The sequence below is a fragment of the Bariatricus sp. SGI.019 genome, from assembly GCF_050315235.1.
In the GTDB taxonomy this organism is placed as follows: Bacteria; Bacillota; Clostridia; order Lachnospirales; family Lachnospiraceae; genus JAFBIX01.
The window spans coordinates 82,393-100,763 of record NZ_JBNPOQ010000002.1; the positions used below are offsets into that span (position 1 = coordinate 82,393).

An 18,371-nucleotide genomic window follows, 5' to 3' on the forward strand; every position below is an offset into this window, starting at 1 on the left:
CTGAGATGCAACGCAGTGGCATCTCGGTTTATTGCGTTCTCCTCACTTTGCTCTCTTTTCATGGCGACAGCCATGACTGAGATGCAACGCAGTGGCATCTCGGTTTATTGCGTTCTCCTCATTTTTCCAGGATTTCCAAAACTTGCACATTCCCATCTATATTGGCAAAATAACAAAACTCTCCCTCTTGCATCATGGCCTGTCCATTAGTTCCTTCTGTAATCTCCGCCTTCACTGCTGCAAGCTCATCTTCTGGAATCAACGCTTCTAATTCCACTTTATCTGTATATACCGAATCCAGAATCTGAAGCCCTCTCTGTCCTAAAATGTACTGAATTTTCCCTAATCCAGTATAATCTGTTGAAATACAAAGTTTAACTCCCAAAATTTTGGTTATAATCACAGATGAGGCTAAGCCTTGTTTAGTTGCAGCTGAATATGCACGGACCAGCCCTCCGGTTCCCAGTAATGTCCCTCCAAAATACCTCGTTACTACCACGGCGACATTATGAATCTCCTCTCCAAGCAGAACCTCCAACATGGGTTTCCCCGCCGTACCGCTGGGCTCTCCGTCATCACTGCACCGCTGAAGTTCATTGCGTTCTCCGATCACATAAGCAAAGCAATGATGTCTGGCATCCCAGTATTTTTTTCTGACTGATTCAATAAATGCCAATACTTCTTCTTCTGACCCGGCCGGAATTACCGTCGCAATAAACCGTGATTTTTTCTCCACGATTTCTCCCTCTCCGCCTTGATATACCGCCTTATATTCTGATAACATATCGTCTTCCTTTCACACCTAATACATAATCCTTATCTATTACTATACCTAATTTCTTAAGATTTTCCTACTGAAATATGAACTTTTCATTTTTTTCTTTATTAACGATTGGTTATTTGGTATAATAACGGGGTATGAAGGAGGCCTAAATGCATGAATTATGGTAAGAAAAAAGCTTCGCAAAAGCAAAAAAAGATAACGTCCAAATCTACCATGCAGGGGAAAAGAATAGGCGTACGGCTTTTTAAAGCATTTCTTCTCTGCCTGGTAGTCGTATCGGTCGTCGGGGTCATTGGAGTTGGCGTATTTGTCAAAAAGATCATTGATGATACCCCCAAAGTCTCCCCCGAAGATGTAAAACCGAAAGGATTCACTACCTTCGTGTATGCGGATGATGGTACAACAGAGATCGAACGTTTCGTATCTTCCGGTTCAAACCGTGTATACAAATCTATTGATGAAATACCTGTCGATCTGCAGCATGCCTTTGTTGCAATCGAAGATGAACGTTTTTATGAGCACAATGGTATTGACCTTCAAGGTATTGCCCGTGCTGCAGTAATTGGAATTACTTCCGGTGATTTTTCCCAGGGTGCAAGTACCATTACACAGCAGCTGATAAAAAATAATGTATTTACTAATTTCATGGACGAGCAGACATTCTATGACAAGCTGCAGCGTAAGATCCAGGAACAGTATCTGGCATTACAGATCGAAAAGCAGATGGACAAGGACACCATTATGGAGAGTTACCTGAATACCATTAACCTTGGTCAGAACTGTCTGGGCGTACAGGCTGCTGCAAAGCGCTATTTTAATAAAGACGTCAATGAATTGACCTTATCGGAATGTGCCGTAATTGCCGGTATCACTCAGAATCCTACTGGCTACAACCCAATTACAAACCCAGAGGATAATTCTAAGCGTAGAGATAAAGTACTGAAGAACATGTTGGAGCAAGGATATATAGATCAGGCTGCTTATGACGAGGCTAAAGCAGATGATGTCTATTCCCGAATCCAGACGGTAAATAGCGCTGCTCAGGACGAAAATCCATATAGCTATTTTGTAGACGCCCTGACAGAACAAGTGATTGACGATTTAAAAACACAGCTTGGATATACAGAAACACAGGCTTACAACGCTGTATACAGCGGAGGTCTCAGCATCTACTCTACTCAGAACAGAGAAATCCAACAGATCTGTGATGAGGAAATGAATAATGATGCAAACTATCCCGGACTAAAAGAATATGGACTGGATTATGCACTTACTGTTACCAGAGCTGATGGAAGTGTGGAAAACTACAGTTCCGGTCATATCAAACAATATGTGAAGAATACGTACGGAAAAGAACAGGGACTTCTCTATTCCAGTGAAGAAGAAGCACGTGCTATGATTGAAGAATGGAAGTCAACCATTGCTCAGGAAGGCGATACTTACGATGAAGTCGTTAATATTTCTCCTCAGCCTCAGGCTTCTGTTACTATTATTGATCAGTCTACCGGACAGATTAAAGCTATGGTCGGAGGCCGCGGTGAGAAATCAACCAGCCTGGGCTTGAATCGTGCTTACAAAGGTTCCAAACGTCAGCCTGGTTCTTGTTTTAAGATACTTGCTGCTTATGCTCCTGCTTTAGATTCTTGCGGCAAGACGTTAGCTACCGTTATCAAAGATGAGCCTTATACTTTAAAAGGCGGCCAGGTGCTTAGAAATGCCAATGGGCGTTACGGTGGAGACACAACGATCCGCAAGGCTATTACATGGTCTATCAACGTATGCGCAGTTAAGCTTAGTGATGAGATCACACAGGAACTTGGATTTGAATATTGTGAAAAATTCGGTATTTCTACTCTGGTAAAGAGCAAGGAAATCAATGGCGATATCTACAGCGACATTACACAGACACTTGCACTTGGCGGTCTTACAGAAGGTGTCTACAATTATGAAATGTGTGCCGCATATGCTACAATTGCCAATGGCGGTGTCTATCATACACCTACTTTATATACTAAGATTCTTGATCACGATGGTAACGTACTGCTGGAAGGAACCGGCGAAACTCGTACAGTAATCAAAGACAGTACCGCCGCACTTTTGACCAGTGCTATGCAGGATGTAGTTAATTCCGGTACCGGTACTGCCTGCCAGTTACCAAACATGCCAGTTGCAGGAAAAACAGGTACTACAACCTCTAACAAGGACTTATGGTTCTGTGGATTTACCCCATATTATACTTGCGCTGTATGGGGTGGTTATGACGATAATAAGGAATGTAGTTATGATACGAATTTCCGTTTCCGAATCTGGAAAAGCATTATGAGCAGAGTTCATGCAAATCTAGAGACTAAAGAATTCACAATGCCTGCTTCCGTTCAACAGAAAACCGTATGTTCTATCTCCGGTCTATTAGCAGTATCCGGAAATTGTCCTGGTATCACTGAGTACTTTGCAACGGATACACTGCCAACGGAAAGCTGTCCTGGACATGTGGCGGAAGAGCCAGAAGAAGAGACCGAAGAGAATGGTGACAATACCGAGACAGATCCAGGAACGACTCCTACAACTCCGACTGATCCAGGCGGTGGCGGTACTGATACCCCAACAACTCCGACCGATCCAGGCGGTGGCGGCGGAGACACCGGTGGTGGTGAAGCTCCTCTCCAATAGGCGATAATTCTTAAATTATAAAACAGCAGAATCAAAATTTTGATTCTGCTGTTTTAATTCATATCATATTAAATTTCATCTACTGCCGTTAAAGAATTAACTTTGCTGCCCCACAGATTCCTGCATCATTTCCGAGTGTTGCAAGAACGAACTCCGTATTCTTATTAGCAAAGAATGCTTTTTCCTGGAAGTTTTTCTCTACATAGTCAAGAAGAATCTCACCAGCCTTAGAAACACCTCCACCGATAACGATTACAGATGGATCTACTACTGCTGCAAGATTAGCCATTGCATGTCCAAGGTATACACCAAACTCTTCTACGATTTCTTCTGCGACCTTATCTCCATCCTTCAGAGCATCGAACACTGTCTTTGCGCTGATCTCTTTCTTATCTCTAAGAGAAGATGCTGCATCATCAGCTGCCAGACGTTTTTTCGCAAGTCTTGCAATTCCTGTAGCAGATGCATATTGTTCCAGACAACCTGTTTTTCCACATCCACAATGTTCAGTCTCCTCATAATTCACACAAAGATGACCAATCTCTCCGCCTGCACCATGAGCACCTACCAGCGGATGACCATTGACGATGACTCCGCCGCCGACACCGGTTCCCAGTGTAACCATGATCATATTCTTCTGACCTTTTCCAGCTCCCAGCCACATCTCACCAAGAGCAGCTACGTTCGCATCGTTTCCTGCTGCAACCTTAAGACCGGTCAACTCTTCCATCTCACGGTTCACTTCTTTATAGCCCCATCCGAGATTCGCTGTATTCTGCACAACACCATTATCATCCACTGGTGCCGGTACTCCTATTCCGATACCACTCATCTGTGAAGCCTCAATTCCTTTTTCTTCCATCTTTTTCTTGAGAGATTCTGCTATGTCCGGAAGAATTGCTTCTCCTTTATTCTCTGTACGAGTCTTAATCTCCCATTTATCCACGAGTTCTCCATCTGTTTTAAAAAGTCCAATTTTTACAGTTGTACCCCCTATATCAACTCCAAAACAATATTTCATCTCCCATATCCTCCTATTTTTTTATTAAATTCTCTTGTACACGTTTATATAATTCCTGAGCCGCATTATAACCCATCTTCTTCTGTCTGTGATTGATTGCGGCCGTCTCAACAATGATAGCAAGATTACGTCCCGGACGAATTGGAATCTGATGACATAAAACCTTATTGCCAAGGAATTCTGTGTACTCTTCCTCAAGGCCAAGACGATCATATTGTTTCTCTTTATTCCAATCCTCCAGTGTAATAACAAGATCGATATTCTTAGTCTCTCTTACACTCTGTACACCAAATAAAGTCTTAACATCTACAATACCGATACCACGCAATTCAATAAAATGTCTTGTAATATCCGGTGCTGACCCGACCAAAGTCACATCGCTGACTTTGCGAAGCTCTACCACATCATCACTGACCAGACGATGCCCACGCTTAATCAACTCAAGCGCTGCTTCACTCTTGCCAATGCCACTTTCTCCCATAATCAGGACACCAACGCCATATACATCTACCAACACTCCGTGAATGGAAATACATGGAGCCAATTCCACATTCAGCCAACGAATAATCTCTGCAGTAAACTCAGAAGTCTTCTTTTCTGTTACGAATACTGGAACCTGTGATTGATTCGCCATCTCTAAAAACATGGGTTCAGGCTGCAGATTTCTCGAAAAGATGACGCATGGAAGCTGATAAGACAAAAACTGTTCATAAATCTCTTTGCGTTTTTCCTCTTCCATCTTCTCCAAAAAAGTATACTCTACATATCCAATCAATTGAACACGGTCTGAGTCAAAATGTTCAAAATATCCTGTAAGTTGCAGAGCCGGTCGATTAATATCCGGAACCTCGATCGCAATATGTTCAACATCAACGTCTGGCGTAAGATTCTTAAGGTCCATCTTCTCTACGACCTTTTTTAATTCTACTTTACTAGCCATATTATTCTCCTCCACGCATTATTATTTTTTTATTATATCATATTCGTGAAAAAAGTTATAGACATCCTGTGCTGATTTTTCATTCATAGAAGGGAGTTCTTTCAGTTGTTCTATTGTAGCATTTCTTATTGCATCAATACTCTCGAAATATTTCATCAAGTCCTTTCTACGAGCCGGCCCTACTCCCTTAATGTCATCCAAAATCGAATGTACCTGTCCCTGACTTCTCAATTTACGATGGAAAGTAATGGCGAACCTGTGTGCCTCATCTTGAATTCTGGTAATTAATTTGAAGCTCTCAGAATTCTTATCTATAGCAATTTCTTTATTTTGATAATACAGTCCTCTTGTACGGTGATTGTCATCCTTGACCATTCCACAGACTGGAATATTCAGATGAAGTTTATCCAACACTTTTAACGCCACATTTACCTGCCCTTTTCCGCCATCCATAAGAATCAGATCAGGAAAAGATGTAAATCCACCCATATCTTTTCCTTCTTCTTTTTCTCGCATTCCATGTTCAAATCTTCTGATCAGAACTTCTTCCATACTGGCGTAGTCATCCGCTCCCTGCACGCCTTTGATCTTAAATTTACGGTAGTCATTACGTTTCGGCTTTCCTTTTTCATAGACAACCATAGAGCCAACAGATGCAAAACCACTGGTGTTGGAAATATCATATGCTTCCATCCGTACTACTCCTTTTAACCCAAGAAGATTTTCCAATTCTTTTACAGCGCCGATGGTTCGTCCTTCTTCCCGTTTCAACCGTTCTTTATCTGTGCTCAGAACAAGAGCCGCATTTTTTCTGGCCAGCTCTACCAGTTTTTCTTTCGTTCCTTTTTTCGGAACTCTCAGATGAACTTTATGTCCTCTTTTCTTTGCAAGCCACTCCTCAATAACTTCTGCGTCCTCAATCTCCTCTGGAAGCATCAGTTCCGACGGAATATATGGTGTCCCGGCATAAAACTGCTTCACAAAGCTGGACAGAATCTCTTTTTCAGTCTCTCCTTTCGCTATTTTTAAATAAAAATGATCTCTTCCGATCAAGCGTCCTCCCCGGATGAAAAATACCTGTACAACTGCATCCTCTTCTTCTACTGCCACCGCCAGAATATCTCTGTCATCTCCTGCTGTATCTGTAATCTTCTGTTTTTGAGCAATCTTCTGCACGCTAGAGAGTAATTCACGATATTCAATCGCCTTCTCAAATTCTAACGCTTCTGATGCCGCCTGCATCTTTTCTTCCAGCTCTTTTAAGATTACGTCATAATTTCCATTCAGAAAATGAATCACTTCATGGATAGATTTACGATACTCTTCCTGTGATATATAACCCTGACAGGGTGCCTTACACTGGTGGATATGATAATTTAAGCAAGGACGTTCTTTCCCGATATCCTTAGGCAACTTCCGGTTACAACTTCGTATGTGATAAAGCTTACGAATCAGTTCAATTGTATCCTTCACAGCACCGGCACTGGTGTAAGGTCCAAAATATTTTGCCTTATCCTTCACCATGCGTCTTGCCATCATCACCCTGGGATAAGGCTCGTCTACGGTTACTTTAATAAATGGATATGTTTTGTCATCCATCAACATTGTATTATATTTTGGTCGATGCTCCTTAATCAGATTGCATTCCAGTACTAATGCTTCCAGTTCAGAATCCGTCACAATATATTCAAATCGAGTGATATGGGTCACCATCTGCTCAATCTTGGCGCCCTTGTTCCGGCTGCTCTGAAAATACTGCCTCACACGATTCTTGAGACTGATTGCTTTTCCAACGTATATGATGTCATCTTTCTCATCATGCATAATATAAACGCCTGGTTTCCCAGGCAGCTTTTTTAATTCTTCCTGAATATCAAACATAGGCTCTCCCCCTATTTCTTCCACTTCATTATTACATAAGAAAAAGTTCTTTGCAATCAAGTCTGAGAATTGATCACAAAGAACTTTTATCTGTACGCGTCTTTATTTCTACCTATTCTTCTGTGCTGTCTGTAACTTCAACAGCTTCTGTCTGGATATCTTCTCTTTCCACCGGATTCATACCGATTCTCTGTTCTTCTTTCTTAGGAGCATTCGGATCGATTCCTTCTACTTCATGGAATATTTCCATAAACTCTTTTCCGGTAATCGTCTCCTTCTCAATCAGGAATGCTGCAATCTTATCCAGGGAATTCCTATGCTCACTCAACAGTCTCTTAGCCTCTTCGTAAGCTTCCTTTAACATCTTCATGACTTCCTGATCAATCTCTGAAGCTGTCTCCTGTCCGCAATTGCTTACCGGACGGCCGTCCAGATAACGATTCTGAATAGATTCCAGCCCGATCAAGCCGAATTTTTCGCTCATACCATACTGCGTAATCATGGCTCTTGCGATACTGGTCGCTTTCTCAATATCATTGGCAGCACCAGTCGTAACGGTATCGAACACGACCTCTTCCGCCGCACGTCCTGCCAACATTCCGACTAACATTGCCTGTAATTCCTTCTTCGTATTCAGAAACTTCTCTTCCTCCGGTGTCTGCATGACATAACCGAGGGCACCCATTGTACGGGGAACGATCGTGATCTTCTGCACCGGTTCGGAATCTTTCTGGAGTGCACTGACCAGTGCGTGTCCTACTTCATGATAAGATACGATTCTTCTTTCTTCCTGACTCATGATACGGTCTTTCTTCTCTTTTCCGACCAGTACCACTTCCACAGCTTCGAACAGATCTGACTGAGATACTGCATTTCGTCCATTCTTAACGGCGTTAATTGCTGCTTCATTGATCATATTGGCAAGATCTGAGCCAACAGCACCGGATGTTGCCAGCGCAATTGCTTCCAGATCTACCGTTTCATCCATCCGCACATCCTTCGAATGTACCTTCAGAACATCAACTCTTCCTTTTAAATCAGGCTTTTCCACAATGATACGACGGTCAAAACGTCCCGGTCTCAAAAGTGCCGGATCCAGAATCTCCGGGCGGTTTGTTGCTGCAAGAAGCACCAATCCCTTGTTACTCTCAAATCCATCCATCTCTGCCAAAAGCTGATTTAACGTCTGTTCACGCTCATCATTGCTTCCAAGCTGATTGTCACGGCTCTTACCAATGGCATCGATCTCATCGATAAAGATTATACATGGAGCCATCTGCTGTGCCTGCTTGAACAGGTCACGCACACGGGATGCTCCTACACCTACATACATCTCGACAAACGCAGACCCACTCAATGAGAAGAATGGTACTTTCGCTTCTCCTGCAACTGCCTTGGCAAGAAGTGTCTTACCAGTTCCCGGAGGGCCTACAAGGAGTGCTCCTTTTGGAAGCTTGGCACCAACGCTTGTATATTTACCCGGATTATGCAGAAAATCAACGACTTCCTGCAAAGACTCCTTTGCTTCATCCTGACCGGCAACATCTTTGAAAGTAACACCTGTAGACTTCTCCACATACATCTTGGCATTACTCTTGCCAATACCCATCATTCCGCCGCCTTTTGACATCTTTCGAGTCATCCATACGATCAGACCGACAAAAATGATAATTGGTAAGAACGTCGCCAGAGTCTGCGCCACTACCATAGATGTCGTATCGGGTATCTCCTGACTGAACTTTACATCTGCTTCTGTCAGCTTATCTGCAAGCTTATCATCATTAACAATACCGGTATAATATTCTTTTGCAACTTTCTGTCCATCTTCTTTTTTCTCTTTAATCACGATCCGGTCGCTCTGAATCTGTACTTCATCGACTTTCCCGTCATCTACCATCTTGATGAATTCATCATAAGTGATCTCATTTCCTTCTCCTGTTCCCTGAAACTGGAACAGTGCCATAACTAGAATCATTGTTATTAATGTAACTAATATAATAAAAGAAAAACCCTGCTTATTATCTTTATTATTATGGTTATTTTTGTTTTTATTATTCTGGTTGTCCATATTTCTCCTCCTGTGCTTCTCTTTCATTATAAGGACAGCCTCCTTAGAAATCAACAAAAACATTATGAAAAGATTGTAAACTCTCCACATGGTGTAGTATACTTTTATTAATAATGCTTATGCGTAACTGGCAGTTTTTTTCCAGATACACGGCAATCGAAAGTATAATTCTATATAGAAAGACTAAGGGGAATGAACACAATGAAAATTGGATTTGACAATGAAAAATATCTTCAAATGCAGTCTGCCCATATCCGGGAGCGAATTAATCAATTTGACAATAAACTTTATCTTGAATTCGGTGGCAAATTATTCGATGATTACCATGCTTCCCGTGTGCTACCTGGTTTTCAGCCGGACAGTAAGCTGCGCATGTTAAAGCAGCTTTCTGACCAGGCAGAGATCGTAATCGTAATCAGTGCAGAGGATATCGAAAAAAATAAGATTCGCGGCGATCTCGGCATCACTTATGATTCTGATGTACTTCGCCTGATGGCTGTCTATCAGGAACATGGCCTCTATGTCGGCAGCGTTGTAATCACCAAGTTCAGCGGTCAGGAAAGTGCTACTTTATTTAAGAACCGTCTGGAAAAACTTGGCATAAAAGTATACCGCCACTATATCATTCCTGGCTATCCGTCCAATGTACCTTATATTGTAAGTGATAACGGATATGGCAAAAATGACTATATCGAGACTTCCCGTCCACTGGTCGTTGTTACAGCACCAGGTCCCGGAAGTGGAAAAATGGCAGTATGCCTTTCTCAGCTATACCATGAACATCAGCGCGGCATCTCTGCCGGTTATGCCAAATATGAGACATTTCCGATCTGGAATATTCCATTAAAACATCCGGTCAATCTGGCCTATGAGGCTGCGACTGCTGATCTGAACGATATTAACATGATTGACCCGTTCCATTTGGAAGCATATGGAAAGACTACTGTAAATTATAACCGGGATGTTGAGATCTTCCCGGTATTAAACGCCATGTTCCAACGCATTTACGGGGAAAGCCCTTATAAATCTCCTACTGATATGGGAGTAAATATGGCTGGAAACTGTATCTGTGATGATGAGGTCTGCCGGGAGGCTTCCCGCCAGGAAATCATCCGCAGATACTATGCATCTCTGCAGCGACTTCTCATGGGATCCTGTTCAGAAGAAGAAGTCTGCAAGATCGAGATGCTCATGAACCAGGCCGGAATAACGGTTCACGATCGTCTAGTCGTTGATGCTGCCCTGGAGCTTGCTCAGGCAACGGACGCGCCTGCTGCCGCTCTTCAGCTCCATGATGGACGTATGGTCACCGGAAAGACTTCTAATCTACTGGGGGCTTCTGCTGCTCTTCTTCTGAACGCATTAAAAGAGCTGGCAGGAATTGATCATAAACGTCATGTGATTTCTCCTGCAGCAATTGAACCGATTCAAAAATTAAAGACTTTATATCAGGGCAGCAAAAATCCACGACTCCATACCGACGAAGTACTGATTGCCTTGTCTGTTAGCGCAGCCACCGACCCAGTTGCACAGTTGGCACTCGATCAGCTGCCGGAATTAAGAGGATGCCAGGCACATACTTCTGTCATGGTCAGTTCTGTAGATATGAAGCAATTCAAAAAATTATCCATACAGGCCACTTTTGAAGCAAAGTATGAAAAAAACTCTGTATTTTTCAACGAAAAGGGTGTATAATCTTAAAGTATTTTTTTAATATAATGAATGAGAGACATGACAGATTGAACTTTAAGGAGGAAATTATGGCAGTAAAATACGTATTTGTTACAGGTGGTGTTGTATCAGGACTTGGTAAAGGAATTACAGCCGCATCTCTTGGCCGACTGTTAAAAGCACGTGGTTACACTGTGACCATGCAGAAATTCGATCCTTATATTAATATTGACCCGGGTACAATGAATCCGGTACAGCACGGTGAAGTGTTCGTAACCGACGATGGAGCTGAGACCGATCTTGATCTGGGCCATTATGAAAGATTCATTGACGAAAGTCTGAGCAAGAATTCAAATGTTACAACCGGAAAAATCTACTGGTCCGTTCTTCAAAAAGAACGCCGTGGAGACTTTGGAGGAGGAACCGTCCAGGTAATTCCTCATATAACAAACGAGATTAAAAATCGTTTTTACCGCAATCCTGCAGCAGAAAATACAGAAATTGCCATTATCGAAGTAGGCGGAACCGTCGGTGACATCGAAAGTCAGCCGTTCCTGGAAGCAATCCGCCAGTTCCAGCATGAAAAGGGTCATGAAAATGTTATCTTAATCCATGTTACCCTGATTCCTTACCTGCGTGCTTCCCAGGAAATGAAGACCAAGCCGACTCAGGCAAGTGTAAAGGATCTTCAGGGAATGGGAATTCAGCCGGATATTCTGGTATGCCGTTCCGAGCATCCTCTGGATGTTGGCATCAAAGATAAGATTGCCTTGTTCTGTAATGTACCATCCAATCACGTATTGCAGAATCTGGATGTAGAGTATCTGTATGAGGCTCCTCTGGCTATGGAAGAAGAGAATCTCGCAGGCGTTGTCTGTGAATGTCTGCACCTTGACTGTCCGGAACCAGACTTAAAAGACTGGGCTGAGATGGTAGAATATCTGAAGAATCCAAACACCGAAGTCACTGTAGCTTTAGTCGGTAAATATATTCAGCTTCACGATGCGTACATCAGTGTTGTAGAAGCATTAAAACACGGTGGTATCTTCAGTCGTGCTACCGTAAATATCAAATGGATAGATTCTGAAACTGTTACAGCTGATAACGTAGAAGAACTTCTGAGAGATGTCAGCGGAATTCTTGTTCCTGGCGGTTTTGGACATCGTGGAATCGACGGCAAATTAGAGGCAATCAAATATGCACGTACGCACAATGTTCCATTCCTCGGTCTTTGCCTTGGAATGCAGCTTGCCATTGTAGAATTCGCCCGGGATGTCATCGGCTACAACGATGCACACAGTGCAGAATTAAGTCCAAATACCACACATCCGGTCATCCACATCATGCCGGATCAGATTGGTATTGAAGATATCGGCGGAACATTAAGACTTGGCTCTTATCCATGTGTTCTTGATAAAAGATCTAAGGCTTACAAATTATATGGAACAGAAAATATCAGTGAACGCCACCGTCACCGTTACGAAGTAAACAATGACTACCGCGACGATCTTACATCACATGGTATGATGCTCTCTGGTCTGTCACCAGACGGAAGAATTGTAGAAATGATCGAAATTCCGGAACACCCTTGGTTTATCGCAACTCAGGCACATCCAGAATTAAAATCTCGCCCGAACAGACCACATCCTTTGTTCCGTGGATTTATCGAAGCCGCATTAGAATATCAGAAAAAATAATGATATAAATACAAAGTCCCTGAGCTACAAGTTAAATGCATCTTGTGTCTCAGGGATTTCTTTTTGCCGGAGGAATTCTCCGTGACTTTCACTTCTCCGTCTTTAATTCAGATGAGCCTTTACGCACTTGAGAGCTTCGGATACAATCTGGTGCATATCGTAGTAGCGGTACATTCCGAGGCGGCCTCCAAAGATGACATGCGGTTCTTTATCCGCAAGTTGTCTGTATTTTTCGTATAAGGTGTTATTTTTCTCGTCGTTCATTGGATAGTATGGCTCCTGACCTTTGGACCAGGATGCCGGGTATTCTCTGGTGATGACAGTCTTTGGATTCGCCGGAATACCTGTATTGCCATAGCCCCCCTGACATCCATACTCAAAGTGTTTGTGTTCGATGATACGAGTATAAGGAATCTCATATTCTGTATAATTGACAACTGCATTGCCCTGATAATTCTCCATATCCAGTACTTCTGTCTCGAATCTCAAGCTTCGGTATTCCAATTCCCCATAACAATATTCATAATATGCATCAATCATTCCCGTAAAGACAATCTCTTCTGCCTCAGCTTCCAGTTCCTTACGATTCTGGAAGAAATCTGTCTCCAGCCGGACTTCGATTCCCTCTAGCATCTTTTCAATCATCTGTGTGTATCCGCCTACAGGAATTCCCTGATATTTATCATTGAAATAATTGTTATCATATACGAATCGAACCGGAAGGCGGCGGATGATGAAGCTTGGAAGTTCGTCGGCACGTTTACCCCACTGCTTCTCTGTATATCCTTTGACTAATTTTTCATAGATGTCCCTTCCCACAAGCGAGATTGCCTGCTCTTCCAGATTCCTGGGCTCTGTGATTCCAGCTTCTGCAATCTGACGGTCAATAATCTCTTTCGCCTCCTGCGGTGTCGTAATGCCCCACATCTTACTAAAGGTATTCATATTAAAAGGCAGATTATATAACTCATCTTTATATCTTGCCACAGGGCTATTGGTATAACGGTTAAATTCAGCAAATTGCTGGACATAATCCCACACTTCTTTATCTGAAGTGTGGAAAATATGTGCTCCATACTGATGTACCTGGATTCCTTCTACTTCTTTGGTGTAGATATTTCCGCCGACATGATTACGGCGGTCAATTACAACCACCTTTTTCCCTGCTTTTTTTGCCTCATGTGCAAAAATGGAACCGAATAGTCCGGCACCAACAATCAAATAATCATACTTCATATCGTTTATCCTGTCCTCCCTTTATCACTTTTCTCTCTGTTACGGTTCTTTCAAACTATATCGGGTCTGTCTCATCAGACCATCGGGCATGACTGCCATGTTCTGTCTTTTTAACCAATAGCTTGCAATCTATTTGTTCCTTTAATTCATTGACATGCGAGATGATACCAACCAGTCTCTTTTCATCTGCCAGATCACACAGGACCTTGATTGCCTGTTCTCTGGCAGCATCATCCAACGAACCAAATCCTTCATCCACGAACATCGTATCCAGATGGATTGCTCCTGCTGTATTCTGCACAATATCTGCAAGGCCAAGCGCCATTGCAAGAGATGCCATAAAGGATTCTCCGCCGGAAAGAGTCTTTACATCACGCACGGAATCACTGGCCATATGGTAGACATCCAAATCCAGCCCTGCCTGTCCCTGACTTCCAAGATTTTTCACTTCCCGGCACTGCAGGATGAATTCATTGGATGTCATCTGAACCAGTCGTTTATTCGCGGCATGTATGATCTGCTTAAAATATTGTCTCTGGACGTAAGTCTCAAAATCCATCTTGACGGCCCCGCTTAACGTTCCGTTAGCTGTCTTACTAAGATTGCTTACTACTTCGTATTGCTTCTGAAGACTTCCTGTTTTTTCAAAATAGCGTTTCAGATGCTCTCTAATCTCTCGATTCTTCTTATTGATACTGTATAACTGAAGATATTCTTCCTGTCTGATCTTCTGTTCCTGACTGACAGACTGAATTTGTACCTGAATCTCTTCCAGATCTTCTACTGTTTTTCCATCTATTTGTTCTTCCAGCGATGTTTTCATCCCGGAAATCTGATGCAGCTTTGTATGATACTGCTGAATCAGATTTTCTGACTCCTGGATCTCTTCCGAAGACATTTTCCCGGCATGATACTCTTCTTCATCTTTAAAACATTGCTGCTGTATCATGGTATGGTATACCTGATTCTGATATTTTTCTTCTTCCCTTTGCTGTTGAACTGCCTGCTTGAGGCTGTCTGTCTGTCCTTCCAGCTGCTGAACACTTTCCTTTGCCTGCTGTTCTCTTCGTTCTGCTAATTCTAACGCTTGTCTCACCTTTTGTAAAGAGTCCTCCAGTTTTTTCAACTGCTCTTTCGCAATCTTCTGCGATGCAGCCGGAAGTCCTTCACTTTTTGAATGAATCTCTGATTCCAGCTGACTAAGCTTTAGCGATACTTCTGCATGCCTTTCTTTTTCCTTCTCCTGGATGAGCTTTTGTTCTTCCACCTTCTTTAGAATCTGTTGTTCTTCTCGCTGGGCCTGTTCCAACTGCTCACTTTCCTTTTGTGCCAAAATCAGCGCATCTTGAAGCTTACAGATCTCTTCTGCGCATTGGAAAGCCTCATCCCGAATCTGCGCACCTGCTCTTGTTCCCTCAGCCAGTTCTTCCAGCGTAAATTCTCTTTCCATCACTCGGAGGAATTCTCTGGAAAATGATTTCTGTTCCGCCTCATATTGGACAGCTGCTGCTTGGAAGGCCTTTGTCGACTGGTCTCTGGACTGCTCCTTCTGATTTCTTATTCGCTTCGCTTCTTCTACTTCCTGCTGGGTTGGTGCTCCTTCTGACAATTGGCAGATCTTGGGATGATCACAGGATCCACACACCGGGCAGGGATCTCCTTCTTCTAATTCCTGCGCCAGTATTCCTGCCTGTTCCGCCAAAAACGCCTGATATTTCTGTTCATAATTCATCAATTCTTTCAAGTACCGGTTGTGATCCTGTTCCGCCTGAATCTTCTTTTTCTGACATTCTCTTTTCATCTTTTCAAGACTTCTGCATAGACCATCAAGGGACTCTAATTCCTTTTGTCTGGTTTTTTGCCGCTCAATTTTCAGGCAAAGCCCTTCCATTTTTTCTTTGCTTCCGGCACATTCTTTTTGAATCTTCACTAAAGTCTCTTTGCGATTCATCAGTGCGTCTAATGTCTGCACAGATTGATGCAATTCCTTTTCCTTCTGATCTTTTTCCTTTTTCTTTTCAACAAAAGATGCCTGCAACTGCTCAATCTTTTCATATAAGGGAAGTGCATCCTGAATTCGGATGATTTCCGGCGTACAGATTACTTCCTGTTCCTTCATCTGCTGCTTTGCGTTATCTTTATCTTTCACGCAGTCTTCTAAGCGAGTTTTCGCACTCTCAAGTCTGTCTACGGTCTCCTCAAGTGTCTTTTTATTCTTCTGAATTGCCTCGGTGATCTGTATCAGCCGACTTTCCTCGATATATACCTTTTCCGCTCTTTTCGCAGTGGATAGCCTTCTTTCTCTGTCCTGATACTCTTCCTTTTGATTCAAAAGTTCTTGTTCCTGATTCTTGATCCGTTCCAGGGACTGGTAAAGCTGGCTTAGTGTCTCCCCTTCCTTCTTTTTGCCATTTAATTCATCTATTTTTCTTTGTAGTCCTTCTGTCTCTTTTTTCTTCGCTTTTTCCAGGACGCTGCCTGCCTGAATCAGATTCTTTAACACTTCCAGAGCTTCTTCTTTCACAACGACAGGCAATGCCTTACATTCTTCCCATTTCCCATTTTCTTCAAAGTCTTCGATGTATTCTACCCGATCCATCTCTTGCCTGATATCCCGAAGATGATCTTCCAGCTGGTAATAAAGCTGATTCGCCTTCCTCTTTAATTCCTCTTGAACCCGATAATACAGACGAGTCTGGAATATCTTAGAAAATATCTTTTTTCGTTCTTTTGACTCTGCATGAAGGAGTTTTAGGAAATCTCCCTGCGCAATCATTGCAATCTGTGTAAACTGATCTGCATCCAGTCCGATAATCTCCACAATCTTCTGGTCTGTCTCGCGTTTCTTTCCCCGATACACATTCCCATCCGGAAGAATCAACTCCACTTTAGGGGACTCCTTTACATAACGCGGCGATCCATCTGCATATCGCCTCTTTCCAAGCCTGGTATACTCTGGATTTCTTCGAATCGTGTAAGTCTTCTCCTGATAGAGGAATGTATATTCTACATAAGTGTCCGTCTCATCGGATGCATATTGACTTCTCATCATATTACCATCGCGCCTGCCGCCGCTGGTCTGATCATAAAGGGCGTAAGTAATTGCATCAAATATGGTCGTCTTTCCTGAGCCAGTATCCCCGGTAATCAGGAAAAGTCCATGCTGGACTTTCGAAAAGTCTATCGTCTCTTTTCCTGCATAGGAACCAAATGCTGACATCACTAACCTGATTGGCTTCACTGCTTTTCCCCCTTTGCCTCTTCCAGAATCTGCATCATAATCTCCTGTTCCTCTTCCCCCATCTCTTTTCCCTGCATTTCCTGATAAAAATCCTCAAAACTTTCCAACGGATCTTTGATGGTCAGCTCTTCATCCAGTTCCTGCAATTTATTCCGTGTTCTGGTATTATCCACACGAACCTCCAGAATATGGCTGAATACCTTTTCCAATTGTTCTTTTGGCTTATATGGTTCAACTTCATCCGTCAAGGTAATACTGATGTAATCATCCTTTTCCTTCTCTTCTGCCTGCTTCAGGATCTCTTCAAGCTGCCCCCGCTTCTTCTGTACATCTCGTAATGGATGAAGCGGCAGAAGCTCAATCTGCGGTGATGTTCCCTTTTCCTTCAGCGTCACCACAGAAAGGGATTTGTGATGACTGCTTTCGCTGACCGAATATTTTAAAAGCGTTCCGCAATAACGAATATGAGACATTCCCACATTCTGTTCTCCGTGGAGATGACCCAGCGCCACATAATCAAACTCCTTCACACATCCGATATCTATATTGTCAATTCCTCCCACGGAAAACGTCTCAGAATCACAAGTCTGCGGATTGTCTTTACCCGTATAGAACTGATGAGAAATCAATACATTTCTTCTATTACAAAAATCAATCTTCTCTCGCTCAATTAAGCATCTTACTGCTTCTGAGTAAGTTTCTGGGATGTCTTCATCGAACACTTTTCTGACATATGCAGGCTTTAAAAATGGAAGCAAATAAAAATCTATTTCCCCATATTCATCCGTAAGGGTCACTTTTTCTATATATTCTTCCTGTGTCTTCGGTGCGATTCCAGCCAGATGGATCTGGTGCTTTTTCAATATGCCGGACGCATACTGTAAACGTTCCGCCGAATCATGATTTCCACTGATGATCAACACTGTAATCGCCGGTTCAATAGCAGAAAGAGCCGTCAAAAACTCGTCAAATATACTGACCGCTTCCGCTGAAGGAACCGATTTGTCATAGATATCTCCGGCAATAATAATCGAATCCGGATGTATCAGCTCTGCATAATCTATGACTTCGCCCAGAATCTTTTCCTGGTCTTCTCTTAAGTTATAATGATGAAGCTGCCTGCCAATATGCAAGTCAGACAAATGAAAAAACTTCATAAAAA

The 18,371-nt window shown here is 42.7% G+C and carries 11 protein-coding genes; 3 read left to right on the top strand and 8 right to left on the bottom strand.

Annotation, left to right across the window (positions count from 1 at the left end):
- Window positions 1-118: 118 nt before the first annotated feature.
- On the bottom strand, window positions 119-784 hold the full coding sequence (locus ACQRD1_RS01750) for a YigZ family protein (RefSeq protein ID WP_347376466.1): 666 nt from the start codon (window positions 782-784) through the stop codon (window positions 119-121).
- Window positions 785-937: 153 nt separating this feature from the next.
- On the opposite strand from ACQRD1_RS01750, the gene ACQRD1_RS01755 reads away from it, so the two are divergent.
- On the top strand, window positions 938-3,454 hold the full coding sequence (locus ACQRD1_RS01755) for a PBP1A family penicillin-binding protein (protein ID WP_347376465.1): 2,517 nt from the start codon (window positions 938-940) through the stop codon (window positions 3,452-3,454).
- 88 nt (window positions 3,455-3,542) lie between these two features.
- Here the strand turns inward: ACQRD1_RS01755 and ACQRD1_RS01760 are convergent, their stop codons facing one another.
- From ACQRD1_RS01760 to ftsH, 4 genes are all read right to left on the bottom strand, one after another.
- The gene (locus tag ACQRD1_RS01760) at window positions 3,543-4,475 is read right to left on the bottom strand and encodes an ROK family glucokinase (protein WP_347376464.1); all 933 of its coding nucleotides are present in this window, start codon (window positions 4,473-4,475) and stop codon (window positions 3,543-3,545) included.
- 13 nt (window positions 4,476-4,488) lie between these two features.
- Window positions 4,489-5,415 (bottom strand): HPr(Ser) kinase/phosphatase, encoded by a 927-nt coding sequence (gene hprK, locus ACQRD1_RS01765; RefSeq protein WP_235231726.1) that lies wholly within the window; start codon window positions 5,413-5,415, stop codon window positions 4,489-4,491.
- Window positions 5,416-5,436: 21 nt separating this feature from the next.
- Window positions 5,437-7,296 carry an excinuclease ABC subunit UvrC gene (gene uvrC / locus ACQRD1_RS01770; protein ID WP_427786857.1) on the bottom strand — a complete coding sequence of 620 codons (1,860 nt, stop codon included), beginning with the start codon at window positions 7,294-7,296 and terminating at the stop codon, window positions 5,437-5,439.
- 112 nt (window positions 7,297-7,408) lie between these two features.
- Window positions 7,409-9,364, bottom strand: coding sequence for an ATP-dependent zinc metalloprotease FtsH (gene ftsH / locus ACQRD1_RS01775; RefSeq protein WP_235231729.1), 1,956 nt, complete (start codon window positions 9,362-9,364; stop codon window positions 7,409-7,411).
- Between the two features lie 201 nt (window positions 9,365-9,565).
- On the opposite strand from ftsH, the gene ACQRD1_RS01780 reads away from it, so the two are divergent.
- Both ACQRD1_RS01780 and ACQRD1_RS01785 read left to right on the top strand, forming a co-directional pair.
- A complete protein-coding gene (locus tag ACQRD1_RS01780) occupies window positions 9,566-11,059 on the top strand; it encodes a DUF1846 domain-containing protein (protein WP_347376433.1) in 1,494 nt (497 codons plus the stop codon).
- Window positions 11,060-11,124: 65 nt separating this feature from the next.
- Window positions 11,125-12,732 carry a CTP synthase gene (locus ACQRD1_RS01785; protein ID WP_427786858.1) on the top strand — a complete coding sequence of 536 codons (1,608 nt, stop codon included), beginning with the start codon at window positions 11,125-11,127 and terminating at the stop codon, window positions 12,730-12,732.
- 102 nt (window positions 12,733-12,834) lie between these two features.
- Here the strand turns inward: ACQRD1_RS01785 and glf are convergent, their stop codons facing one another.
- From glf to ACQRD1_RS01800, 3 genes are read right to left on the bottom strand one after another with little or no spacing between them, the layout of a single operon-like run.
- Window positions 12,835-13,968, bottom strand: a complete 1,134-nt coding sequence (glf, locus tag ACQRD1_RS01790; RefSeq protein ID WP_235231733.1) for a UDP-galactopyranose mutase — start codon at window positions 13,966-13,968, stop codon at window positions 12,835-12,837.
- A gap of 55 nt (window positions 13,969-14,023) precedes the next feature.
- Window positions 14,024-17,209, bottom strand: a complete 3,186-nt coding sequence (locus tag ACQRD1_RS01795) for an AAA family ATPase (RefSeq protein WP_235231734.1) — start codon at window positions 17,207-17,209, stop codon at window positions 14,024-14,026.
- Window positions 17,206-18,366 (bottom strand): exonuclease SbcCD subunit D, encoded by a 1,161-nt coding sequence (locus ACQRD1_RS01800; protein WP_347376434.1) that lies wholly within the window; start codon window positions 18,364-18,366, stop codon window positions 17,206-17,208. The genes ACQRD1_RS01795 and ACQRD1_RS01800 overlap by 4 nt, the downstream gene beginning before the upstream one ends.
- Window positions 18,367-18,371: the final 5 nt, after the last annotated feature.